20 protein-coding genes are annotated in these 24,587 nt (G+C 40.6%); 7 read left to right on the top strand and 13 right to left on the bottom strand.

Annotated elements, in window-relative coordinates:
• Positions 1 to 9 precede the first annotated feature (9 nt).
• From DQQ01_RS15555 to DQQ01_RS15580, 6 genes are read left to right on the top strand one after another with little or no spacing between them, the layout of a single operon-like run.
• Positions 10 to 1,047 (top strand): type II secretion system F family protein, encoded by a 1,038-nt coding sequence (locus DQQ01_RS15555; RefSeq protein WP_111920740.1) that lies wholly within the window; start codon positions 10 to 12, stop codon positions 1,045 to 1,047.
• A gap of 16 nt (positions 1,048 to 1,063) precedes the next feature.
• Entirely contained in the window at positions 1,064 to 1,420 is a 357-nt protein-coding gene (locus tag DQQ01_RS15560; RefSeq protein ID WP_111920741.1) for a hypothetical protein, read from the top strand.
• Complete coding sequence (locus DQQ01_RS15565) at positions 1,417 to 1,914, top strand: DUF4860 domain-containing protein (protein ID WP_111920742.1); 498 nt, start codon at positions 1,417 to 1,419, stop codon at positions 1,912 to 1,914. The genes DQQ01_RS15560 and DQQ01_RS15565 overlap by 4 nt, the downstream gene beginning before the upstream one ends.
• A 17-nt stretch (positions 1,915 to 1,931) precedes the next feature.
• Positions 1,932 to 2,405 (top strand): hypothetical protein, encoded by a 474-nt coding sequence (locus DQQ01_RS15570; protein ID WP_111920743.1) that lies wholly within the window; start codon positions 1,932 to 1,934, stop codon positions 2,403 to 2,405.
• On the top strand, positions 2,402 to 2,896 hold the full coding sequence (locus DQQ01_RS15575; RefSeq protein WP_111920744.1) for a hypothetical protein: 495 nt from the start codon (positions 2,402 to 2,404) through the stop codon (positions 2,894 to 2,896). The genes DQQ01_RS15570 and DQQ01_RS15575 overlap by 4 nt, the downstream gene beginning before the upstream one ends.
• 25 nt (positions 2,897 to 2,921) lie before the next feature.
• Positions 2,922 to 3,983 carry a type IV pilus twitching motility protein PilT gene (locus DQQ01_RS15580; RefSeq protein ID WP_111920745.1) on the top strand — a complete coding sequence of 354 codons (1,062 nt, stop codon included), beginning with the start codon at positions 2,922 to 2,924 and terminating at the stop codon, positions 3,981 to 3,983.
• Positions 3,984 to 4,077: 94 nt separating this feature from the next.
• Here DQQ01_RS15580 and DQQ01_RS15585 read toward each other — a convergent pair whose 3' ends face one another.
• The 6 genes from DQQ01_RS15585 to DQQ01_RS15605 all read right to left on the bottom strand — a co-directional run bounded on the left by DQQ01_RS15585 (position 4,078) and on the right by DQQ01_RS15605 (position 13,872).
• Complete coding sequence (locus tag DQQ01_RS15585) at positions 4,078 to 7,470, bottom strand: EAL domain-containing protein (protein ID WP_207657632.1); 3,393 nt, start codon at positions 7,468 to 7,470, stop codon at positions 4,078 to 4,080.
• Positions 7,454 to 9,148 (bottom strand): bifunctional diguanylate cyclase/phosphodiesterase, encoded by a 1,695-nt coding sequence (locus tag DQQ01_RS15590; RefSeq protein ID WP_111920747.1) that lies wholly within the window; start codon positions 9,146 to 9,148, stop codon positions 7,454 to 7,456. The genes DQQ01_RS15585 and DQQ01_RS15590 overlap by 17 nt, the downstream gene beginning before the upstream one ends.
• Positions 9,145 to 10,605, bottom strand: coding sequence for a sensor domain-containing diguanylate cyclase (locus DQQ01_RS15595; RefSeq protein WP_330407746.1), 1,461 nt, complete (start codon positions 10,603 to 10,605; stop codon positions 9,145 to 9,147). The genes DQQ01_RS15590 and DQQ01_RS15595 overlap by 4 nt, the downstream gene beginning before the upstream one ends.
• A complete protein-coding gene (locus DQQ01_RS15975) occupies positions 10,490 to 11,020 on the bottom strand; it encodes a hypothetical protein (RefSeq protein ID WP_162624341.1) in 531 nt (176 codons plus the stop codon). The genes DQQ01_RS15595 and DQQ01_RS15975 overlap by 116 nt, the downstream gene beginning before the upstream one ends.
• 16 nt (positions 11,021 to 11,036) lie before the next feature.
• Positions 11,037 to 12,656, bottom strand: a complete 1,620-nt coding sequence (locus DQQ01_RS15600; protein ID WP_111920749.1) for a phosphotransferase — start codon at positions 12,654 to 12,656, stop codon at positions 11,037 to 11,039.
• 373 nt (positions 12,657 to 13,029) lie between these two features.
• A complete protein-coding gene (locus DQQ01_RS15605) occupies positions 13,030 to 13,872 on the bottom strand; it encodes an HAD family hydrolase (RefSeq protein ID WP_242980444.1) in 843 nt (280 codons plus the stop codon).
• Between the two features lie 191 nt (positions 13,873 to 14,063).
• Between DQQ01_RS15605 and DQQ01_RS15610 the strand changes: the two genes are divergently transcribed.
• Positions 14,064 to 15,260 (top strand): MalY/PatB family protein, encoded by a 1,197-nt coding sequence (locus DQQ01_RS15610; RefSeq protein ID WP_111920750.1) that lies wholly within the window; start codon positions 14,064 to 14,066, stop codon positions 15,258 to 15,260.
• 80 nt (positions 15,261 to 15,340) lie between these two features.
• Here DQQ01_RS15610 and DQQ01_RS15615 read toward each other — a convergent pair whose 3' ends face one another.
• From DQQ01_RS15615 to ilvD, 7 genes are all read right to left on the bottom strand, one after another.
• On the bottom strand, positions 15,341 to 16,192 hold the full coding sequence (locus tag DQQ01_RS15615) for a carbohydrate ABC transporter permease (protein WP_111920751.1): 852 nt from the start codon (positions 16,190 to 16,192) through the stop codon (positions 15,341 to 15,343).
• Between the two features lie 16 nt (positions 16,193 to 16,208).
• Complete coding sequence (locus DQQ01_RS15620) at positions 16,209 to 17,090, bottom strand: carbohydrate ABC transporter permease (protein ID WP_111920752.1); 882 nt, start codon at positions 17,088 to 17,090, stop codon at positions 16,209 to 16,211.
• A gap of 71 nt (positions 17,091 to 17,161) precedes the next feature.
• On the bottom strand, positions 17,162 to 18,454 hold the full coding sequence (locus DQQ01_RS15625) for an ABC transporter substrate-binding protein (protein WP_162624342.1): 1,293 nt from the start codon (positions 18,452 to 18,454) through the stop codon (positions 17,162 to 17,164).
• A gap of 174 nt (positions 18,455 to 18,628) precedes the next feature.
• The gene (locus DQQ01_RS15630; RefSeq protein WP_111920754.1) at positions 18,629 to 20,224 is read right to left on the bottom strand and encodes a response regulator transcription factor; all 1,596 of its coding nucleotides are present in this window, start codon (positions 20,222 to 20,224) and stop codon (positions 18,629 to 18,631) included.
• 13 nt (positions 20,225 to 20,237) lie between these two features.
• The gene (locus DQQ01_RS15635; protein WP_111920755.1) at positions 20,238 to 22,022 is read right to left on the bottom strand and encodes a cache domain-containing sensor histidine kinase; all 1,785 of its coding nucleotides are present in this window, start codon (positions 22,020 to 22,022) and stop codon (positions 20,238 to 20,240) included.
• Positions 22,023 to 22,129: 107 nt separating this feature from the next.
• Positions 22,130 to 22,873, bottom strand: a complete 744-nt coding sequence (locus DQQ01_RS15640) for an amidohydrolase family protein (RefSeq protein ID WP_111920756.1) — start codon at positions 22,871 to 22,873, stop codon at positions 22,130 to 22,132.
• Entirely contained in the window at positions 22,870 to 24,573 is a 1,704-nt protein-coding gene (gene ilvD / locus DQQ01_RS15645) for a dihydroxy-acid dehydratase (protein ID WP_111920757.1), read from the bottom strand. The genes DQQ01_RS15640 and ilvD overlap by 4 nt, the downstream gene beginning before the upstream one ends.
• Between the last annotated feature and the right edge of the window lie 14 nt (positions 24,574 to 24,587).

The raw sequence follows: 24,587 nt of genomic DNA on the forward strand, positions 1-24,587 counted from the left end.
AGGAGATTTATGAAACCTTTATCCAACACTGAATTACATACCTTCTGCAGTCAGTTTGCCCTGATTCTCCGCTCCGGCATCTCCTCCCTGGAGGGAATTTCCATTATGCTGGATGATACGCCAAAGGGCAAAGGACATGACATTCTGGAAGCCCTGCAAAAAGAGGTAGAAGCCACAGGCAGCTTTGCCATGGCTGTGCAGTCTGTTTCTTGTTTTCCGCCTTATATGTGCAGCATGACAGAGCTGGGTGAACAGTCCGGACGTCTGGACGATGTTATGGAAAATCTGTCCCACCATTACCAGAGAGAAGACCAGCTTTCCAAAAGTATCCGAAGCGCAGTTACTTATCCTCTGATTATGCTGGGTATGATGGCAGCCGTTATGCTGGTTCTGATTATCAAGGTTTTACCTGTATTTCAACAGGTATTTGAACAGCTTGGCATTGCCATGACCGGTTTTTCCGGCACGGTTTTGAAAATGGGCGCAGCTATGAACCGCTTCAGCGCAGTTTTTCTCATCTTGGCTCTGATTCTGGCCTTCCTGATTTTTTATTTTCTCAGAAATCCCAAAGGACAAAAAGCCCTCAGCCGTTTTGCAGGACGCTTTGCCCTCACCCGCCATCTTTCTGAAAAGACAGCCTGTGCCAGATTTGCCAGCGGTATGTATCTGTGTCTTTCCAGCGGCCTGGACACAGAACAAAGCCTGGAAATGACCGCCCGGCTCATTGAACACGCAGGTATCAGCAAAAAAATCAAAACCATACAGGACAATCTGACAGAAGGCATGCTCTTTGCGGAAGCCCTTGAAAGAGCCGACATTTTCTCCGGGCTGTATTCCCATATGGTAAACATTGGACTGAAAACCGGAGCTATAGATGAAGTTATGAAACAAATTGCAGAACAATATGACGAGGAAGTGGAAGACCAGATGAATCGTCTGGTGGCAGGAATTGAACCCACTCTGGTTGCCATACTCTCCATTGCAGTGGGTATGATTCTGCTTTCTGTTATGCTGCCGCTCATGGGCATTATGTCAAACATGGGCTGATAGGAGGAATGCTTGCATGAACCGTTTCCAGAAAAAAAACAGATACTTCTACCTTCCCTCCTTTTTGTTGCCCGTTTTGCTTTTTATCACAATCCTGGCTGTTTTTCTTTTGGGGCTTTCTTCTGTATCCAAAACCGCCTCTTCGGAAGAGAAAAAACAGTTAGAAGCCTCTATCCGCCAGGGCGCTGTACAGTGTTATGCTCTGGAAGGTTTTTATCCGGACAGCCTGGCGTATCTGGAAGAACACTATGCTGTCCATTATAACAAAAAGAAATACATTGTTTCCTATGAAATTATCGGTTCAAATATGATGCCGGATATTCAGGTAATATCCAAAAAAACACCACAGAAAGAAACAGGAGGGCTTCCATGAAGAAAAAAAATCATACCCATGTGACAGATGTACTTTTTACCCTGTCCCTGTTCTGTCTTTTCACTGCCTGCGCCTTTCTGGTAATCCTGATTGGAATACAGGTATACAAGACAACGGTTTCTGATTTGGAGGACAACTATTCTTCCAAAACCGCCCTTTCTTATGTAACAGAAAAGCTGAGGCAGCATGATTTTGCAGGTGGTGTTTCCGTAACCTCTCTGGAGGGGGAAACTGCCCTGGTACTGGCGGACGATGCAGAAGGGGAAACTTATCTCACCTACATATATCCCTATGAAAACGCTCTTTTTGAACTTTCTGCAAAAGAAGGCGCTGCTGTTTCCAGGGATATGGGGCAGGAAATCCTTCAGGTGCAGGATTTCTCCATTACGGATAAAGGCAATGGCTTCTTTGAGCTTTCCGCCTCTGACACCCATGAGAAAAACCTGACCTTTCTCTTCCATCTGCGAAGTGAAGTCCGTCAGTCTGATACCTGAAAAGAAAGGATTACTCTATGAAACAGTTAAAAAATGCAAAATCCGGCCTGTTTCTCCTGGAACTGATTTTCGTTATTCTGTTCTTTTCTCTGGGAAGCGCGGTATGCATACAGGCATTCACAAAGGCGCATCTGACAAGCCAAAAGGCACAGGATTTAAGCTTTGCTTCTCTGAAAGCATCAGAAACAGCCTCTGTTTTGAAATATACAGACAACACCTTAGAGTCTTTACGGGAATATTTCCCCCATATTCAGGAAAAAGACGGAAACTTTCTTGTCTTTTACAATCAGGATTATGAGGAATGTGAGGAAAAAGACCGTTTTTATACTCTGCACATCACACGAAAGACAGAATCCCATATGCAGACAGCCCGGATACAGATAACAAGACTGGATAATAAGACTTCTATATATCAGCTTTCTCTTCGTTTTCCCCTTTCTGAGGCAGAACCGGGAGAAAACAATATTTCCCTACAGGAGGCAGGCTCATGAAAAAGAACAGAAGAAGTGTCATCAGTACAGGAACCGCTTCTCTGGTGCTGATTTTTTCTCTGCTGTGTATGCTGGCTTTTGCTGTACTTTCTCTTGTCAGCGCCCGAACCAACCTGCGTACCAGTCAGAAAAGTGCAGACCGAACCACTGCTTACTACGAAGCGGAAAATAAGGCAAATGATATTTTACTGAAAATCTCTCAGACCATTGAAAAGAATCTGGACAGTGAAAACGAAACTGTCTTTTACGAGAATGTGAAGACAGAGCTGGATGGAAAAGACGGCATTTCCTTTTCTGATGCAGATAAGCTGGACTATCCAGTAGAAATGGCAGAACAGCAATTCCTTTCCGTATCTCTGCTTCTGTCCTTTGAACCATTGGAAAACGGAAAGCATTATACAATTACTTCCTGGAAAACCGGTTCTGACTATGAATGGAATCCGGATACCTCTCTTCCTCTTATGACAGAGGAGAATTTTCCGGAAGAATAAAGCGCATTTAGGAGGCATACAGGATATGAAAATACTGGATTTTTTGACAGAAACGACAAACGCAGGCGCTGCTGACCTTTTCATTGTAGCAGGACGCCCTCTGTCCTATAAAAAGGGTGGAAAGATTCTCTGGCTGAACGAGGAACGCATTATGCCAGAACAGTCTGAATCGCTTATACGGGAAATTTATGAACTGGCTGACCATCGGGATATCAATAAGTTTCTGCACTGCGGCGATGATGATTTCTCCTTTGCAGTAAAGGGACTTTCCCGTTACCGTGTCAGCACTTATATGCAGCGCGGTTCTATGGCAGCAGTTATCCGTATTATTACCTTTGACCTGCCGGATCCCTCTGCTCTTGGTATTCCGCCTCAGATTATCGGGCTTGGCAATCTGAAAAAAGGACTGGTTCTGGTAACCGGACCCGCCGGAAGCGGCAAATCAACCACTCTTGCCTGCATCATTAATGCGATTAACGAAACACAGGAAAAGCATATTATCACGCTGGAGGATCCTCTGGAATTTCTTCACAGACATAAAAAAAGCATTGTCAGCCAGAGGGAAATCAGCTCAGATACAGAAAGCTATGTGGCTGCTCTGCGCGCCTCTTTACGACAAAGCCCTGATGTTATCCTTTTAGGGGAAATGCGTGATTTTGAAACCATGTCCATTGCCATGACGGCTGCAGAAACCGGACATCTGGTGCTGTCTACCCTGCATACACTGGGAGCTGCCAATACCATTGACCGTATTATTGACGTCTTTCCTCCTAACCAGCAAAGACAGATTGCCGTACAGCTCTCTTCTGTTCTGCAGGCAGTGGTTTCCCAGCAGCTTATCCCTGCCTCAGACCAGACAGGTATGCATGCCGCCTTTGAGATGATGACTGCCACCCCGGCTGTCCGCAATATGATTCGGGAAAACAAAATTCCCCAGATTGACGGTCTGGTTTACTCCTCTTCCTCAGAAAATATGTTTTCCATGGACAACAGCCTGTTATCCTTATATAAATCCGGACGCATTTCAAAGGAAGATGCTCTGACTCATGCGGTGAATGCCGAAATGCTGAAGAGAAAATTGATGTAAGAGGCTTCTTCCCCTCACATAACAACAGACCGCCGCACAAAACCGCTGCCAGAAATCCCATATCCCTGGCAGCGGTTTTCGTGCAGCGGCCTCATCATGAACTCAAGCCACATTCATCATAATAAGAAAACCTGTTTTTCCCCTTTTTCTTGCTTTCATACAGTGCTAAATCCGCTTTCTTAAGCCCCTCATCGTAAGAGAAATGCTCTCTTTCCAGAATACTGATTCCTGCACTGCAGGTCAGAGTCAGGTCTTTGATATTCTCCAAAGCTGCAAATAACTCCTTCATTCGTCTGTCCAGAATCTCCTTTGTAGTCACATTCTTAATAAAGACCAGAAATTCATCTCCTCCCAGACGCCCGATAATATCTCTCCTGCGGAAGATCGCCATCAAAGTATCTGTCAGAACCTTTAATGCATAATCCCCTTTCATATGCCCGTATTCATCATTAATCTTCTTAAAATTATCCAGATCCAGAATAATCAGACTTCCTCCTTCTGTTTCCCGGACATCGGTCATAAAGGACACAACTTCCTCCTTAAAGGCTCTCCTGTTATATACATTGGTAAGTGGATCCCTGTTTGCCTCTACCTCCTGTGCCAAAGACCGTCTCTTCTCTGCATCAATATTCTTCAGATACAGGAGTGCATACATATTACCTGAATATCCTTCCTGAAAAATATGCACCACCAGTTCTACCCAACATCTGGTTTTGTCTATAATCCGCTGAAAGCAATATTTATAAGTAGATTCGCCGTTTTTGTACCTGTCCTTCATAAAATCCACGTCCAGGCAGCGGCTGTATGCCTCCTGCTCCTCCTGTGAAACTGCTTCCTGCATATGCTTTTCCATTACCTCTGTAAAAGTCTTCTGGCTTCTGATGCACTCTTCCATATAGTCCGTCCAAAGACCGCCTGCTCTTTTCAGGTGTCCGCTCTCTACATCTACCTCTGCATAAGCAATGGTTTCTCCAAGCACCACTTCATAAAAGTCCATTTTCCGCATGTACTCCAACTCCATTGCCCATTCCTGACTTGCCGGCTCTGCAAAAACCATAACTCTGTCCAGATCCTTTTCCTCTGTTCCCAGATACTGTATACACAGTTTAAACCACTCATATGCTCCTGTACTGGTTTTTAACAGCATCTCCAGCTCTGGAAGTTCCTTCCTGCTTCCTATTTGAGAAAAAATCTCCCGAAATTTCTCTGCAAAATGAGGGTGAACAACCCCCTCCTCAATCCAACAATCCGGGAATTTCCCCTCCCTGTCCGCTGTTCCTGCCAGTAGTCTGCGCTTTGTATGAAAACAAATACTGTGGGTCTTTCTATTATATTCAAACGAATCCATGTTACTTCTTTCCGGAATAAATTTAAGCTTCTCTATATTGCTGATAATCCGGTGGTGTCCCTCCAGACAAATCATTCCTTCTGAATCTTCAACACGGACACCCAGACATCTGACCTGCACTTCTCCCTTGCTGGGATGCTTCCAGATATACTCCACTTCTACAGGCTGTCTGGTTTCCATCATCTTCTTTATTGTATAATGAATATGCGGATAATATCTCTCCTGAATCCTTCCGTACCAGTGCTGATAACACGCTTCCGGTGTTGGTTTTCCCTCCAGTCCCATAACCTCCAGCATAACCTGGTCTGCATACATTTCATACCGTTCATTTTTAGGGTCTATACGAATAGCCCACAGTCCTATGCTGGCGTTTCTCATAATATTCACAAGCTGACTTTTGGAACAAAGCACTCCATAATATTTCTGGGTTTCATCTACATTTAAATAGAAAAATCTTTCTTCCTGCTTTTTTCTATCCTTGTAGGCCTGACTTCCCACATGCAGATATACCTCTTCAAACTGCTCGTTTGGATAAGGTTTTGCAAATAAAAAGCCCTGCAGAACATCTGGCTGCAGCTCCATCAGACAGGCAAGCTCTTCTTCTGTTTCCACACCCTCACAGCATACCTGAATATGTACGCTGTGTGCCAGTTCAATCATATTTCGAAGAAGCTGATAATTATAACTGCTGTTCTGAATCTGCTTTACAAAACAGCGGTCAATTTTTGTTTCATCAACCTTAATACTTTTCAGATAACTTAAGCTGGAGTATCCGGTTCCAAAATCATCAATGGCAATCTTAATCCCATGCTGTTTCCACTGATAAAAAATCTGGTTAAAATATTCATAATCCTGAAGCTGTATACTCTCTGTAACCTCCAGGGTCAAAACCTCTCCCGGAAGCCCTGCCTTTTCCAGAACCTGCAGGACTTCCCGGGCAATATCCTTTTGTTTTAGCTGAACATAGGAAATATTCACATTAATATGAAAATGCGGAATCTTTTCCCGCCACTTTCTGCACTGCAGAAGCGCTGTTTCCAACACCCATGCCCCCACCTGACAGATAAGCCCCGTTTCTTCCAGAACAGGGATAAACTCTGCCGGACTTACCTCCCCTCTTGTGGGAGAACGGAAACGAAGCAGAGCTTCTGCGCCAAACAGGGTAAAGGTCTGTCCCTGCACCTGAGGCTGGTAACATAAGTAAAAACCCTGAAAATCATGATGAATGGATTCCTGCATTTCTTCCAGAATCTCAATCTTCATTTTCCGTTTTTCATAATCATCAATAGAAAAGAAGATCAGCTTGTTCTTTCCGTTTTTCTTTGCATTGTCCAGCGTATTCTCTGCATACTGATAAAGAATACTTCCGTCCTTGATAGAATCCCTGTCATACAGCACAGCACCTCCCGACACTCTGCAATAGGATTCTACTTCCTCCTGCACCTGATGGTACAGTTCTTCTGTTTTTTCTTTCGTATAATCTGTCAGAATAAGAGCAAAGCAATCTCCATTCAGACGATAGACAAGCGATGGCAGCACTCTTACCTTTTCCAGGACTGATGCCAGATTTACCAAAACCTGATTTCCATAAGGCCTTCCGTATTTGATATTGATATTTTTAAAATCATCAACTCCAAGTATCAGCAGACACCCTGTTTCCCCTTTCTTCAGACAGCACTCCAAGTCCTCCATAAACTTTACCGTATTTAAAAGACCGGTAAGCGTATCTGTCCTGTTTCGGAAAGCAGTATCGGATAAGCTTCCGGACACATATCTGGCGCATTGATTGTTGTCAAAGCGCACAGCGCCCTTACAGTTAATCCAGATATAATTGCCATGCTTATCCAAAATCCGGTATTCTATGCTATAATTTTTAATCTTGTTTTCCTTTATTTTTTTGAGATTTCGCTTTACAGATTTCAAATCTCTCTCATAGACAAGCTTTATCCACTCCTGAAGAGAATTGGTATTTTCACTGTTTTTTGTAATCGCATATTTTTCATAAATACTGTCTGCAAAATGTATCTCATCACTTTTTAAATCCCATAAGAAAAGGGAGTCTTCTATGCTCTCGTCTAACAGACGCATAGCGTTCAGATATTTCCCTGTTTCCTTCTGCATGTTACTCTGTAGATTCACAGATTTTCCCTCTTTCTCTTTCCAGTATTTTTGTTATTTCTTCTCTGCTTACAGGCTTTCCAAAGTAATAGCCCTGTATATAATCCAAAGGTGTTCCTTTTAAAAATTCATGCTCTTCTTTTGTTTCCACACCTTCCAGACATACCTCCATCTGAATCGTATGGCAAATCTGTACCACTAACTGAATAAACGCTGCGTCAAACTCACTGTTTAAAATATCCTTTACAAAGGCTCTGTCAATTTTCACAATATCTACGGGCGTATTTTTCAAAGCAGCAAGAGAAGAATAGCCTGTGCCAAAATCATCTAATGCCATACAGATCTTTTTGCTCCGCATATCCTCAAACTTTTCCCTGAATATTTCCATGTTCTTGACCGCATAGCTTTCTGTAAGCTCTAAAACCAGATTTTCACAGGGGAATTGCTCTTCCTCAATAATTGCATATAAATCCTCCAGAAAACGCTCCTCCATAAACTGCAGCGCTGAAATATTGACACTGATACGAAAATCCGGCTTTTCCTTTATCCATGCCTTTCCTTCCTGAAGTGCAGTCCGTAAAATCCAAAGTCCCACATAATAAATCAATCTGTTTTCTTCCAAAATCGGAATAAATTCTACAGGTGATACAAAAGCTCCGTCCTTGTCTGTCCAGCGAACCAGAGTTTCCACTCCTGTAATTTCTTCGGTCTGCGGATTCACCTGAGGCTGATATACCAGATAAAATCCTCTGTATCCCTGCTCCATATCCTCTTTTAACTGACCAAGCAGTTCCAAAGTGCGGCTTTTCTTCTGCTGAATCTGTTCTGTAAAAAATATCAGTCTGTTTTTTCCTCTCTCTTTTGCGTACTGCAGGGCATAGTCTGCGTGACGGCAAAGCTCCTCCACACTTTTTCCATGTTTCGGATATACGGCACAACCTGCAGAAATTTCCAGATTCAGCCTTTGGCTGTCTCTCTCCTGTATCTTTCTTAAATATTCCTGTATGGTTCCATACAAAAGCTCCACATCGCCCTTTGACATATTTCTTGCAAGAATCCCCATTTTGTCCTTTTCAATTCGATACAGGAAGGCATTGTCAGGCAAAATTGTCTGTATCATCTGTCCTACCATCTTTAAAATTTTATCCCCAAAGGAACGGCTGTACAGCTCATTTACCTGATGGAACTCATCAATATCCACTTCCATAACCACCAGTTCCTCTGTGTCCGATTCTTTTATATCACTTTCCAGTTTTTTACGAAATTCTTCATAATTTAAAAGCTGTGTCAAAGGGTCTACTTTATTTCTCTTTCCCATCAGGCTCATAATCCCTGCAAAAAGTTCCTTTTTTCCATCTTTATCTCGCATAAGCTGCCCTCTGCAGCGCACCCAGATATACTCTCCGCCTTTTGTTCTGACACGAAATTCCACAAAATGAGAATCCTCTTCATCATTAAAAAGCCTCATATTGGATTCATAGAAACGTTCCCAATCCTCCGGGTGTACAATCTTTCTCCAGTACGGCAAAGGATTTGTTATTACTTCCCCCGGCAGTCCCAAAAGTTCCACCAAGGCCTTGGGATAGCGAAAAGTATTCGTCTGCGGATCACAAACATAAATAAAGTCATCTGTACTTAACACCAGGGCATTATATAGCAGTTCTGAAAAATACCCGGCCTTCTCCTGGTCTTTTCTCATTTTCTTTTTCCTTCTTCCTCTGTGTAGATTTTAAACCCGTCTTTTCCTGTCTGTTTTACCTCGTAAAGCATTCGGTCTGCCTTGCTGTACAAATCCCGAAACTTATTTCCGTCTAAAGGAGCCAGAGCAACTCCTACGGAAACACTGATTTCCACACATTTTCCTTTGCTGTAATACCTTAGATGAAGTTTTTTCAGCAGACTCCTTATATTCTTTTCAATAATTTCTCTCGGAATATTTTCCAGAAAAACAACAAATTCATCTCCGCCCAGACGGCAGACAATGTCGTACTCCCGAAAATGCTGTTTTAAAATTCTTCCGATTTCTTTCAGAGCCTTATCTCCTGCCTGGTGTCCCATAGTATCATTTAAAGTTTTAAAGTTATCCAAATCCATAATGCAGAAAGCATGTACCACGCCCTCCGGCAAATCTGTCTGTTTCAACTCTGCATCAATACGCTCAATGCCGCCGGTTCGGTTGAAAAGCCCTGTAAGCTGATCCATATCTGCCTTTTTTCTAAGCTGCACTTCCTCGGTGACATCTTTCATCAATGCCAAACACTGCGTAACTCTTCCTTTCTTATCCGTCAGATCGGTTTCCTGAACCTGAAACATACGCTCTTCTCCCTGCACAATAATAGAAACATAAAACTCCTGATTCTGTTTTCCATTTCCCATGTTTTGGAAAATTGTTTCTACCTGCTGCTTTGTATCCTTTGTCTGAGGAATGTATTTCAGCAGATTCTGGGGCGCATCTTCAATAATCCGCGGCACATTTTTTGTCAAAGCGCTCTGATTTAAAAAGCGCAGCCTCCGGCTCTCGATTTCATAAGCCATAATTACATAGGAAAACTGTGAAGAAGTAATCTGGAATACCTTTTCGTTAAACTGCAGCTCCTGATTCATTTCTTCCACCCGTTTTCTTTCCTTTGCAGAAAGCGAAAGAAGCACAACTGTAAGGATTACAGATACGCCAAGTACCTCTCCTATCAGAATATAAATATCATTATCCAGGAGATATTTCAGCGATGCCGTAACGTCTGACTTCTTCATAACCGTAACAACATACCATTCATTCATATGCAGGGGAGAAAAATAAACAACTCTCTCATCATCACCCCGGCTCACCTCTATTACCAGAGGCTTCCCTTCCCTTATTCTGTCTTTTATCTCACTCAGATTTTTTTTACATTCCAGCTTTTCTATGGAATCAAAAATATTCTCACTTTCTGTCATCAGATTGATTCCCTGCTGACGCAGAATATATTCCCCATCGCGGTCTATAATCTGCATATAATCGGTTTCTTTATCCATACTGGTATTTTTGTAAATCTGAAAACTGTCAGTTTCTACTACTCCGTATAAAATTCCTCTTGGAATTTCCCGGCTGTCGTGAATGGGAACAGATACTATAAAAATGTCCTTGTCCACAATAATGGATCCATAGTTTTCTGTAATAGCAAAAGAAGCGCCATTCATACACCGGATAAAATAATCCTTGTCCCCTAATATATGCCTTTGCCCCATTTGTAATCCAGGAGTTTCCTTCACTGTCTGCCACTCCCATTCTCTGAAATTCTACACTTCCATCTTCAATGACACCTTTTAGTTTTTCTATTTTCTCCTCGTCGTGTACCTCTCCCTCTTTAAATATCCCTGAAAGGCTGTCAAGTGTGCTGATAAAGCCATCCAGCTTTGCCTCCAGCACACTCGCCCCCTGACTGGACAGATCTTTTAAGGAATTCATCTGCAGGACAAATTCTCTTTCCTGAATTTTGTAATAAAAATTGAACATGGTAAAGCACACTAAAAGCAGCATACTCACCGTTACCAATGCGATGATTAATCCGTTTTTTATCTTCTTTTTTCTCACTTTTTACAACGCCTTCTTAACAATAATTTCTGACAATCTCCTGCATTTTTTCAAACTGCTGCTCCATCTCATCTACCAGACGGAACTGTGTCCTTGCGCGCACCAGATTATGCTCCGGATACGCTGTTTTAAAATAAGTATCCCCTTCCAGATAATCTGTCAGGAAACGCATACCACACTCCAGAGTCATAAGACGCGCTCCCCATGGCAGACTCTCTATCTCTTCCGGCGTCAGAACATCTTTCGTTGCTTCCAGATACCCTTTTACATACAATTCATACAGAGAAATATCAAAATGCATCAAATCCAGATTTTGCTCATCTTCCTCTGCTGTGGCTGCACCAAAACGAATAGAATCTCCAAAATCATTAGCTGCCAGTCCTGGCATAATGGTATCCAAATCAATAATGCAAAGTCCTTTTCCCGTATCTGCATCAAATAAAATATTGTTCAGCTTTGTATCATTATGAGTTACACGGAGAGGCAGTGTTCCTTCCTCCTGCTGCTTCACCAGAACACTACAATCCTTTTCTCTGTCCAGGACAAAAGCAATTTCCCCTTTGCATGCTGCTGCCCGGTTCTTAATATCTCTTTTCAGCGCCCGTGTAAAGTTCTCGAACCGTTTTACCGTATTGTGGAAATCCGGAATGGTTTCCTTTAAACTGGAAGCCGGATAATCTCCAAGCTGTTTTAAGAAATGTCCAAAGCTGCTGCCGGACTGGTAGAACTGCTCCGGTTCTTCCACAAGCTGATAGCACACCGAATTCGGTATATAATTATAGCATCTCCAGGGCTGTCCCTCGCTGTCCTCAAAATAAGTACAGCCGCTTTTTGTCTTAATACAGGACAGAGTTTCTCTGTCCGGATCGCCTCCCTCTTCCCGAATCACATTTCTCAGATACTCGGTTACACCAAAAATATTTTCCATAACTCCTGCCGGGTCTTTAAATACATTGTTGTTGACTCTCTGTAGAATGTAAGCAAACTCGTCCCCTTCTTCTGTTGGCATGTAAACCGCATAAGTTTCGTTAATATGACCCTCACCGAAAGGTTTCACATAACTGCACTGCGGACCAAATCCAAAAGCATACAGAGCATCTTCCAAATCACGGCTTGCAACACCATCAATTTTTCTTCTTGTGGAGAACACCACTTCCCCTGCCTCTACCTTTCTCCTGCTTTCAATATTACAGTTTGCCTTTACCACACTGTTTAACCCGACATGCGCGCCGCATGCCACATAAGAATCATGGTCTACCACTGCGCCGCTGTTAATCAGTACGCCATGCTCTATCACGGTATTGGTATTCACAACGGCTCTCTGCATAACAAAGGTACCGTTTCCTATCTCTGCACTTGGGCTTATGACTGCTGTGGGGTGAATCATGGCAGGTACATAGTATCCTGCTTCCATCAGCTTTTCTGTCCAGTACAGACGCATACCATTGTCACCCAAAGCTGCCACTGCTGTATCATATTCTTTTACAAAGGCTCTGTAATCGCAGCATTTCCCTACTACATCCGCGCCTTTTACCGCATCGTCCAGAAATACGGCCTCTTCATAGCCCAAAAGCCCTGCCATTTCCTGAATCATGTGTCCAAATCCGCCTGCTCCTAAAATTAATAAACGTTTCATTTGTTCTCCCTGTTTCTGCCCTTTGAGGCAGCCTCTCCTTGTTTTTTTGTGTCCCAATTCCTTCGCTTTTTCCTTAAAAATGCTCTGATAAATTTTATCTGTATAGGTTCTATATTTTGTTCTGCCACCTGCTTTTTGATTAATCGTATCTATTTCTCCGGAAATAAAAAAGCCTCACAAGCACAACTATTTCTTACTATATTTATCATTTATCGCTAAAAAGGCAAAATGATAGAATCACTCTGCCTTTTTGTATTTTCTATATTTTCCGCTAAATTTAATTCCTGTCCTTTATAGTATAACGGTTCTTTGAGGTTTTCGCAATGATTGATTACTTAAATCACAGATAAAAATGCTCTTCACATTTCAACTTCTATATACTCAAATTCCCCTGAAATTCCTCAATACATCTGTCCTGCATTTTCCTTTCATAGTTTCCTTCCAGAAACTGTTTCAGCACCTCTGGAAATATTTCCCAGGATTCCCTTTCCTGATATGCCAGTATGGGGTAAAAAAGGGCTCCTGCTTCCCGTGCTGCCTCCAGATCTATAGGAGAATCCCCTATCATCAGGACTTTTTTCTTCTCATATCCCTTTTCCACCAGTTCCTTTAGGCACTCCGCTTTACGCCCTGTTTCCTGAGAAGCCAGAAGGTCTGTGTACTGAATCAGGGACTGATTTTCCCATTCTTTTCTGATTTCCACACCATTGGCTGAAGTTACAATAGCTATATCCGCGTATTTCTTTGCCAGCTCCAACGCTTCCCGCGCACCTTCAAAGGGTGGTTTTTTCCTGTCTGAAATCATTGCCATAGACTGATTCACCAACCCCGACCATTCTATTGCTTTTTTTATACATATACTTCCTGTCCTCTCAAAAGCTTCCCGAAGGCTTTCATCAGAAAGCTCGCTTGCTGTCTGTACCCAATATACATATTCCGAAAGCCCTTCTATACAGGTATAATTTTCATGAATGTCGGCAAGTACTCTTGCCAGACCACGGAATCGGTTGATCCCTCTGAAATTGCTTAAAAGATTTACCTTTCTCCACAATCGGATAATCTCATCTTTGTATTCCTCCAGATTCCATTGGTGTACCAGGCACGGTCCCAGACAGCGCATATGTTTCACGTCCATAGTATCCAATACACACCCATCCGAATCAATACAGATCAAAAAGTCCTTTGCTTTTTCAAATTTTTTTATTGCCTGCTTCACTTTTCTTCCCCCCTGCAGTTTTTGGTATATTCTTAATCTACATTATACTCTTCCGCAACTTGAGCCGCAAGAAAGAATCCTTTGGAATCAATGAACTTTTTCTATAAAAATCCGATATTTTGCTGAATTGCACAGGCTTTGGGTGTATAATAAAAGCACTCTATATTTTATCTGAGAAAGGACCCCGGATTATGAAACTTTATGACTTTGACAAATACATTGACCGCACAAAAACCACCTCCATTAAGCATGCTTTCAAGGAAGAATATCATGTTCCTGCAGATGTTATTCCTCTCTGGGTTGCAGACATGGATTTTCGTTCTCCTGATGAGGTATGTCAGGCTGTAGAAGAGGCCGGACACTTCGGTATTTTCGGCTATTCCAGTCCCAAAGAGGATTATTATCATGCAGTTATTAACTGGCTCACCAGAAGGCATAACTGGACTCCAAAAGAAGATTGGCTTATCTGTACCCCAGGGGTCGTCTGCGCCATTTCCATTGCCGTAAAAGCGCTGACAGCTCCCGGCGATGCCGTTATGATTATGCAGCCTGTATACCACCCCTTTAAAAATGCAGTGGTTCGAAATGAACGTACTCTGGTGGAAAATCCTTTGCTTCTTGGGGAAGACCACCGCTTTTATATGGATTTTGAAAAAATCGAAGCGCAATTTGCAAAAGAAAAAGTAAAACTTTTGATTCTCTGCACACCCCACAATCCAGGCGGACGGGTGTGGACAAAGGAAGAACTGGAACGTCTCATTGACCTGTGCCTGAAATATCAGGTCAAGGTTATCGCAGATGAAATCCACCATGATTTTGTATTTCCGGGACATAAACATACTGAGTTTGCCCCTTTAAACAAAGACATGCAGGAAAACTGTATCATCTGTACCGCACCCAGCAAAACCTTTAACATTGCAGGACTTGGGCTTTCCAATATCTTTATTCCAAACAAAGAACTGAGAACCGCTTTCCAGAAAGAATTGGACTGCACCGGACTGGACATTGTCAACCTGGTTTCCATGGAAGCCTGCAAAGCAGCTTATTCCCATGGAGAAGACTGGCTGGAGCAGCTTTTAATTTACATAAAACAGAATTCCGATTATGTACAGAACTTCCTTGCCGAAAATCTGCCTCAGATTACCATGATGCCTCTGGACGGTACTTATCTGGCATGGCTGGATTTCTCCGGGCTTCAAATGTCCCAGGAAGCTTTAAATGACTTTCTCCTGAACAAAGCCAAAATCTGGTTAAACAGCGGGGATATTTTCGGTATGGGAGGAGAAGGACATATGCGACTGAACATCGGCTGTCCCAGAAGTGTATTGGAAAGGGCGATGGAACAGTTAAATATTTCTGTCAAAGAACTTCTGCACACTCTCTCGTAAATAAAAAAGGGAGAGCTGTCGCATTAAGTACATACCCAAAATATTTTTGGATAATGTTTAAAACGACAGCTTTCTCTTCTTTACCCCTTTACGGCTCCTGCTAAAATAGCATTTTGCACCTGTCGGCTCAACAATATATAAATCAGAAGAACCGGAAATGTAGCTACTACCATTCCCGCACCTATAGGCCCCCATTCCGTATAGTACATACCTGCCAAACTTTGAATTCCTACCGTAAGCGTTTTATATTTATCATCACTGATAAAAGTCATAGCAAACATGAGCTCATTCCACGAAGACAAAAAAGTAAAAATGGCAATTGTTGCTAATGCCGGACGAACGAGTGGTAAAATCACTCTGAAGAAAGTCTGATAAATGTTACAACCATCTATACAGGCAGCCTCCTCCATTTCATATGGTACTGATGCATAATGGTTTCCAAGTACCATAATCCCAAATGGCAGAGCAAAGGCCGTATAAGGAATGATGATTGCCAAAGGTGTATTTAGGATATGAAACCTTTTCAATATAATAAATAGCGGAAGTAAAGTAGCATGTACCGGAATGGTCAATCCTGCCATAAAAAACCAGTAAGTGACTCCCCGAAGTTTCCACTTCATTCTGGTCACTGCATACGCTACCATGGAAATAAGAACGGTAGACGCTATAATTACTACAAACGTAACAAACACACTATTTCCCAGATATCCTAAAACCTTTCCTCCAAGCAATGCGTCTTTATAGTTTTCTATCAGCCACTCCTTTGGCGGTCCTATGACATTACCTCCAAAAATCTCCTCATTACTCTTAAATGAGAAAAACACCAGCCAGATTAGAGGATATATCGAAGTAACTACAAAACAGAATAAAAATAAAGCCAAAATTATTCTCACAAGTTTTTTCCCCATAATATTTTGTAAAAATCCCTTCATTTACAATTTCCTCCCATTAATATTCAATAGGCGACGTTTTCACAAACCGTTGAAGTATAAAAGCAATTGCAATACACTCTACTACGATAAAAATAGCCATAGCACTTCCATATCCATAACGATTAATAACAAAAATACTGTTAAACATTACAGAGCTGGGCACTTCCGTAGAATTTACCGGTCCTCCATTTGTTAATACATAAATCATATCAAATGCTTTTAATGAACCGGTAATTACAAAAATGGCACAGGTTTTAATCGTAGGTAAAATCAACGGTATTGTAATCTTAAAAGCTGCCTTAACTCCTGTGGCGCCATCTATTTGAGCGGATTCATGAATATCCTTTGGAATAGATTTTATAGCCGTATACATAAGCAGCATATGATAACCTATGTTTTGCCATATAATGGGAACAAACGCACTGAATAAAGCTGTGTTTACATCTCCTAACCAATTTTGTGTAAATTGCTCTAAGCCAATCATTTTTAACAGTTCGTTTAACACCCCATAGTTTGGATTATAAATTTTAAGCCAAAGCTGTCCTACTACTACAGTTGATAAAGTAACCGGGATAAAAAAAACAGTTCGGAAAAACACCTCTCCTTTTATGTGAGATGCCAGTATCAATGCCAAAATCAGCGCCAAAGGAAGCTGTATTGCCAGAGTAAACACACAAAGTAAAAAAGAATTTAAAATTGCTTTATCAAAAATCGTATTCTGAAACATTTCTATGTAATTGTCTAAACCTATAAATACTCCCTCTCCAATACCATTCCACTCCAATGTACTGTAATAAAAAGAAAATACTACAGATACAAGGAGTAAGCCGCCAAAGAGCAGCAAGGAGGGAAGTGTAAACAGCATAACCGCTTTTTTATTTCCTAAAAACTTATCCATAAGTAATACCCCCTAATCAAAAATTCGACAGAGCAATCTCTGCTCCAAGGATTACTCTGTCGAAATTATCATCACTCTCTGGTTGCTGTCATTGCTTTGATATATTCTTCCGCTGTCGTCTGTTTTGCGTAAATTCCCTGCAAAGAATTACTATGAATATCTGCTGTTTCCGAATCTAGCAAGGTATCCCATGCCAAACAGAAGCCATCTGCTTTTTCCATCATTTCCCTCAGCTGTACCTGCATATCTGACAACTCCGCATTTCCTTCATATTTCCAGGTAGGAAGATGTGCACCGCTTTCATACCCATATTCAGAAAACTTCTGGCTCATAAATACAGCAAATTCTACTGCCTCTTCTTTATGAGGAGATTTTGAAGATACCATTAAAGTTGCGCTGGCGCCGCCAATATATTCATTCTGATGTTCTGCTCCGTCTTCTACTGTAGGCCAATTCGTCACTGTAAGCTTCCCGGCAAGCTTGGAGTTAACATCTAAATCTGCAACACCCCAGCTTCCATTATAAAACATAGCTGCTCTGCCTTCTAAAAACTCATTTTTTGCTTCATCATTTGTAAGCGCTACAGCACTATCTGAAAACACACCTTTCTCCACTAAGTTCTCCAGTTCCCCTGCTGCTCTTTTTACAAATTCCTGGTCAAAATTACCTTCCCCATTTAAAAGTGCAGTATTTTCTTCTACACCGCCATAACGAAGGGAAAGAATCCCAAATGGGAATAATCCGGGCCACTTATCTTTTTCCCCGAGTGCCAGAGGCGTAATTCCGTTTTCCAAAAATACTTCTGATACATGATAAAGTTCTTCCATTGTTTTAGGAACTTCTAAATTATACTTATCGAATAGTTCCTGGTTACACATAAGCACACCCATAAAACTATCAAGCGGAAGTCCGTATAACGAATCATCGTAATAAAAATTATTACAGATATTAGGCATCATCTTGTCCATATCAATGACACCACTTTCCACATAAGAATCAAGATTTTCCACAATTCCGGCCTCTACAAAAGATTCGGAAAATCCACCGCCCCAGGAATAAAAGATATCTGACGCAGAGCCTGCTGCTAAAGTAGTCTTTAATTTCGTCTTATAGGCATCATTGTCAGCCTTATCTTCTTTAATCACAATGTCCGGGTGTGTTTCTTTATACTCGCCCAAAGCTTTATTCCAGGCTGCCACCTGACTATCTGATTCATTGACCATAATATGAGAAACCGATAATTCAATTTTTTCTGAACCACCTTCCTCTTTACTGCTGTCAGACACAGTTCCCTTTTCCTCTGCCGTTTCACTTCCGCAGGCTGTCACCGACAGCACCATAGCTGCAGAGAATAACGCTGCCAATATTTGTTTCGTCCTTTTCTTCATTTTGTTTTCAGGGCTATGTATCTTATACTATGCCCCTTCCTCCTTTCCGGGTTTTTACGTTGTTCTTTATGTCTTCATTATACTGATTTTCTCCTTTCTTTCTTCTTTAGGTTTTTACTATTTTCCTCATTATTTTTACCACCAACGGATTTAATCTATCTTCATTTTTTGGCTGCGATACTCATAGGGGGAACAGCCTACCATTTTTTTAAAAATAATACCTAAATAGTTCGCATTTTCAATTCCTACCCTCTCTGCTATCTCATAAATTTTCAAATCGGTATTTAGCAGAAGAAATTTTATCTTTTCTACTCTCTGAGAATTCACATATTCTATAAAAGAAATACCTGCCTCCTGTTTGAAAATTCTACTTAGATAACTGCTGTTTAAATAAAACTTTTCTGCTGTCTTTCCTAACGATAAATCTGTATCCTCAAGATGACTGTCTATATATTCTTTTACCGAAAAGATAAGTGTTGACGGACGCACCGAATTTGGGGAACGAAATGTTTTCATAATTGTCCCACAGATTTCCAAAAAGTATTCCTGAAGAAGTTTCAATGTCGGTATTTGAACTATTTGCTGATAATAGTCTTTATACTTCTTTTGAAAACTCACAGAATCCTCTTTATTTTCACCTCTGGAATAAATATAAAAAACAGCGTTTAACAGCTGAATTTTTAAATAAAATAAATCCGGCATGCGAATGTTGTTCCATTCCTGAAACCACCCTTTAATGAGCATTTCTATCTTTTCCGGAGAATCTGTTTCAATATATGTATACAATCGCTTCAAATCTTCCATAGAAAGTAAGTCAGCACATTCCTTAAACGTAAAATACTTTTTTTCTTTCCAATACTGATTATTCCCAAAAGCAACCGCTGCATTTAATTGTTTATTGGCATACATATACGATTTATAAATATCTTCCCACGAATGCTCTGGAGTTCCTCTTCCATAATAGATTCCAAAATGAAAATTTTTTCTCCAATCATTTTCCAATTCACTCAAAAATTTATCCCAGAAACAATCCCTCTCCCTACAAAATAAAACAAGGTGACCGAACTTATCCGATACCCATGTTATACTTTTGTTTCTAAAATGTTCTTCCAGATATTTCTCAATCCACTCTCTGTTTCCTTTTTTCACTTCTTTTCCTGAAAGAAGTGCAGAAAAATCATCAAAACTCAGCACTAAAACTTCAAAAAAATTTCCACTCCCAGGCAATATAGAATCTATGATTTTTTCATCTCTCAACTCACCGGAAAAATCCGGTTCCAATAATTTTTGCAAATAGTACTCGCGGACAATCGGCTCATTTTGTCTTCGGTAATCGGATAATTCACTAAAAAGGGATTCCTGTGTTTTCCACGATAAAATACTTTCTCTGACTTCTACCATAACCTTTCTTAGTTCATTCTCATCTATGGGCTTTAAAAGATAATTATCTAAACCAACTCTGATTCCTCTTTGTGCATATTCAAAATCGTTGTACCCCGTAATTGCAATAAGCCTGACGTTAGGATTCAAATCCTTTAAAAGTCCGGCAAATGATAATCCATCTAATCCCGGCATACAGATATCCGTCAACACAACATCAGGTTTTAATTCTTCTGCAAGACGAAGAGCACCCTGTGCTGACCCCAGTTCTCCAACTATCGTATACCCTATTTCCTCCCAGTTGATACAATTACGAATATATTGCCTGATTAAATATTCATCGTCCACAATCATAAGTCTTAACATAGAATTCCCCCTTCTATCTTTGGAGTTTTTCAACAGGAATACAAATCCATATTCGCGTACCCTGATGAATTCTACTGGTTATTTTATATTGCATCTCTTCCCCGTAACAATAAGATAATCTTCTAATCGTACCCATAAGTCCAAAAGATTTTCCTTTTCCTGTATTTTTCCCCTGTAAAATTCCTGACAAGGTACGCTCTGACATTCCTACCCCATTATCTTCTACCTCTAAATGCAGATATCCATTTTCTTCTTTTATTCGTATATAAATAATTCCATTTTCTACAAAGCCATGAATCCCATGAACAATTGCATTCTCCACCAATGGCTGCAAGATTAATTTCAAAATTTTATATTCTTTTACTTGTTGGGAGATTTCATAATAAATCTGAAGACCTTCTCCATAACGCATCTTCTGTATTTCTACATAATTAGCAACCATCTGCACTTCTTTTTCTATAGGAATATGTTCATCTCCCTTACTTAAACTAATCTTATAAAATTGGGATAATTCACACATCATTCTATAAGCATCTTCATATCTTTTCAGTAAAAACAAAGATTTAATAGAATCAAAAGTATTATAAAGAAAATGGGGATTCATTTGAATACTCAACACTTCTAAATCCGCCTTCCTTTTTTGCCCTTCTACACGCCTTGTTTTATCTAATAATTCTTCAATTTCTCCCATCATTTTATTATAATCATCAATCAGATTCTGTACTTCATAATGGCTGGTTTTAATTTCTATACGCTTAAATTTACCTTGCTTTACTCCTTCCATAGATTCCATAAGCATTTCAATGGGACGTGTATACCAATGTGAAAGAAACAAAGCTGCAATCATAACTATGACAGCCTGAGCAGCAAACAGCAACATGAGAAGAATGTGATTCCTACTCTGTTGATGAACATCATCAAGGGGTATAACTCCTGTATAAATCAAATCATTTGATTCCTGTACAGATACCTGACAACGTATTTTATTAACGGGGCGGATAACAGAACTTTTCCCTTCCTTTATAAGTTCTGCTCCCAGATTCTGCACTTCCTCCTGCGTCCCCTCCTCCAAAGTATCTAAAAGAACATGATTCTGATCCGCAAAAATATGAAATTTCATTTGAAATTCGTTATCTTCCAACTCCAGAAGAAGATTATCCATTACTTCCTGAGAAATATTGATTACCATATATCCTATTGTCTGCATAGAATCCAGACCTCTTATAGCCCTGACAAACGAGATACCTGGCACTTTATCCTGATTTTTGAAAAACTCTTTACAATGGTACATTACATAGTACTTTCCATCTGGAGAAACTTTTGAATACCAGTCGTAATCCTGTATTTCATTGTAAAGAAGAGAATGATTTCCTGATTTATCGGAATAACAAAGAAACTTTTCTCTGTCAAAGATATAAATAGACTCTATTAAATCTATCTTAGCAATGGTTTCCGTAAGAGAAGCTTCTATTTTTTCAATATTCCGAAAATCATCAATAGATTCTCCTCCCATTCCAAGACCCTGCTGTACTGCGGAGTTAGAAAGACAGATATAAGAATATGTATTAATACTTTCTATAGTATTTTCTATAAGGGTTTTTACGCTTGTTAAATTTGTACTGGCAGCCTCTTGAATATTTTGATACAAAATCCGTTTGTTATAGGTCTGATAAATCCCAATTGTACAAAAAAGTGTGAGTGTGACAATAGAAATCATAAATACCGACATTTTCGTTGCCATTCTTTTTGAATATATAAAATATTGTATTTTTTGCTTCCACTTTCTTATTTTCAACATAATCCCCCTCTTTTTTGTCAATTGTCCGTTTTTTCATAGAATTATGTATATTATATACTACTTTCTGCTGTCAAACAATAAATGCATACTTCCAAATATTTCCAATCCTATAGACAAAACACTTCTTTTGCTGTCTTCCACATCACTTGTTCCATATCCTCCGGCTTTAATATTTGCCGATATTTCTCTAATTCTACAGAAACATTATTTACATGATCTGACGCAAACATCAGCCTGTCCGGTCCTATTTTCTGATAAACTTCTTTAGTCTGAAATATTCCTGTCCAGGTAGTTTCCAAATAAATATTGGGACATTGCTCTGCTACCAAAATAGCCTGATGAGTAAACCAGTCCATGCCGGAATGTGCAAGTACGATTTTTACATCAGGATATTTCTGAGCAGCTTTCAATATCTTTACAGGCTGCGAAAAAGGTAATCCAGTTCCTGTATGAACCATAACAGGAACTCCCAGTTCACGAGCTACTGAAAAGACAAACATTCCGTCCTCTGATTCCGGGTCTACAGCATGTCCTATCGGTGTAAGCTTAAGCGCCACAAATCCCAATTCATGAATACATCTGTATGCCTCCTGCCTGTATTCCTCTTTTGTAAAATGAGGATATATAGAAGCCATTCCCCAAAATTTCATTTGCTTATTTTCACATAAACGGGCAATTCGGTCATGTATTTCCTGGTTTGCCTTTAAAGAAAATCTTGGAAGAGAGGGCTGTACAATAGCCCCCTCTACAAACGTTCCTCTATATCCCTCCAGCAGATCTTCTTCTGTAATATGATGATCAAAAACGCAATCATCGCCTAAATGAGCATGGACATCTATTATTTTCATCATCTGTTTTCCTCCTCACGGTCATACTCTCTGCGGTTAGGAATCATTGCCCCCTGCGATGCGGATTTGACATTCTGAGCGTATTGATAAAGACAGCCTTTAACTTCTCTGACAAAAGGTTTCTTTTTCTTTCGACGCTCTTCAAAATCCACATCTGCAGCTTCAATCAAGCCCCTGGAAATATCCACAAAAATTTCATCGCCATCTTCCAGGTAGGCAATTGGTCCATTCTGTGCTGCTTCCGGAGATATATGTCCCACAAAACAGCCATTGTTAGACCCTGAAAATCTTCCATCTGTAATCAGACATACCTTATCTCCCAAATGCATTCCCACCAGAAGCTTCATAGCTTTGTACATTTCCGGCATTCCCGGACCCCCTTTTGGACCTTCGTTTCGGATAACTATAACAGTACCTTCCTGCACATCTCCTCGACGTATTCCTTTTAAAGCCTCTTCTTCCCCCTCATAGATTTTTGCTTTTCCCCTGAACACCAATGCTTTATCCGGAATAGCGGAAGGCTTGGATACAGCGCCTTCCGGAGCCAAATTCCCATAAAGGATTTTAATTCCACCTCTGGTATGTACGGGATTCTCTATAGAATGAATAACCTCAGGATAAAAATTTTGTACTTTTTCAAGAACCTCTCTCAGTATTTTTCCCTGACAATTTTTTTCCTGAACCCATAAAATACTTTCTAATTCCTTCATAAGTACCGGAACTCCTCCGGCTTCATAAAACTCTAAAAGCGTACGGTTTCCGGAAGGAATCAATGGCACTAAATGCGGAATCCCTTCACAGATTTTTCCGAAATCAGATATGGATAATTCGATTTCTCCCTCATATGCAATAGCAATTAAATGAAGAACTGCATTTGTGGAACCGCCTATAGCTCCATTTACTCTTATACCGTTATAAATAGCATTTTTCGTTATAATATCCCTTATCTTTATATTTCTTCTTACAAGTTCTACTATCTGTTTTCCACTCCGATACCCTGCTGCCAATCTTTCACTGTATACAGCAGGAATAACAGCCGTTCCAGGTAACATGATTCCCATTGCTTCAGCCAGACACCCCATAGTATTTGCAGTTCCCAACATGGCACAAGAGCCCATGGTCGGCATTGCATGATCTTCTATCCATTGAAACTTCTCCTTGCTTATCATTCCTTTCTGTAATGCACCTTCGGACTCCTGTATAATAGAATGATCGATAAATTCCCCTCCGTACGGATTATCCTTCTTCATACGTCCGGGAAGACTCGGTCCTCCATTTACCAGAATGGTAGGCAGATTCACTCTCATAGCCCCCATAAGCATTCCGGGAATTATTTTGTCACAGCTTCCCAAAAGTACCAATCCGTCCAGTCTATGCGCTTCCGCCATTGCTTCTATACTATCTGCTATCATCTGACGGGTAGGGAGAATATACTTCATTCCTTTATGGCCCATAGCAATTCCATCACAAGCTCCTATCATTCCAAGTTCAACAGGAGTCCCTCCTCCGGCCTGTATTCCTTCTCTGACACGCTCTGAAAGCTGTCTGAAAATCACATGTCCGGGACAAATGGAACTATAAGCATTTACTACTGCTATTATGGGCTTCTCTAATTCTTCCTGAGAATATCCGTCTGCCTTATATAAAGCTCTTACATTTGCCCACCCAGGGCCTTCTAAAATATCACTGCTTCTTGTTTTCATACATTTTCCCAATC

This window comes from Blautia argi, from assembly GCF_003287895.1.
Lineage (GTDB): Bacteria > Bacillota > Clostridia > Lachnospirales > Lachnospiraceae > Blautia > Blautia argi.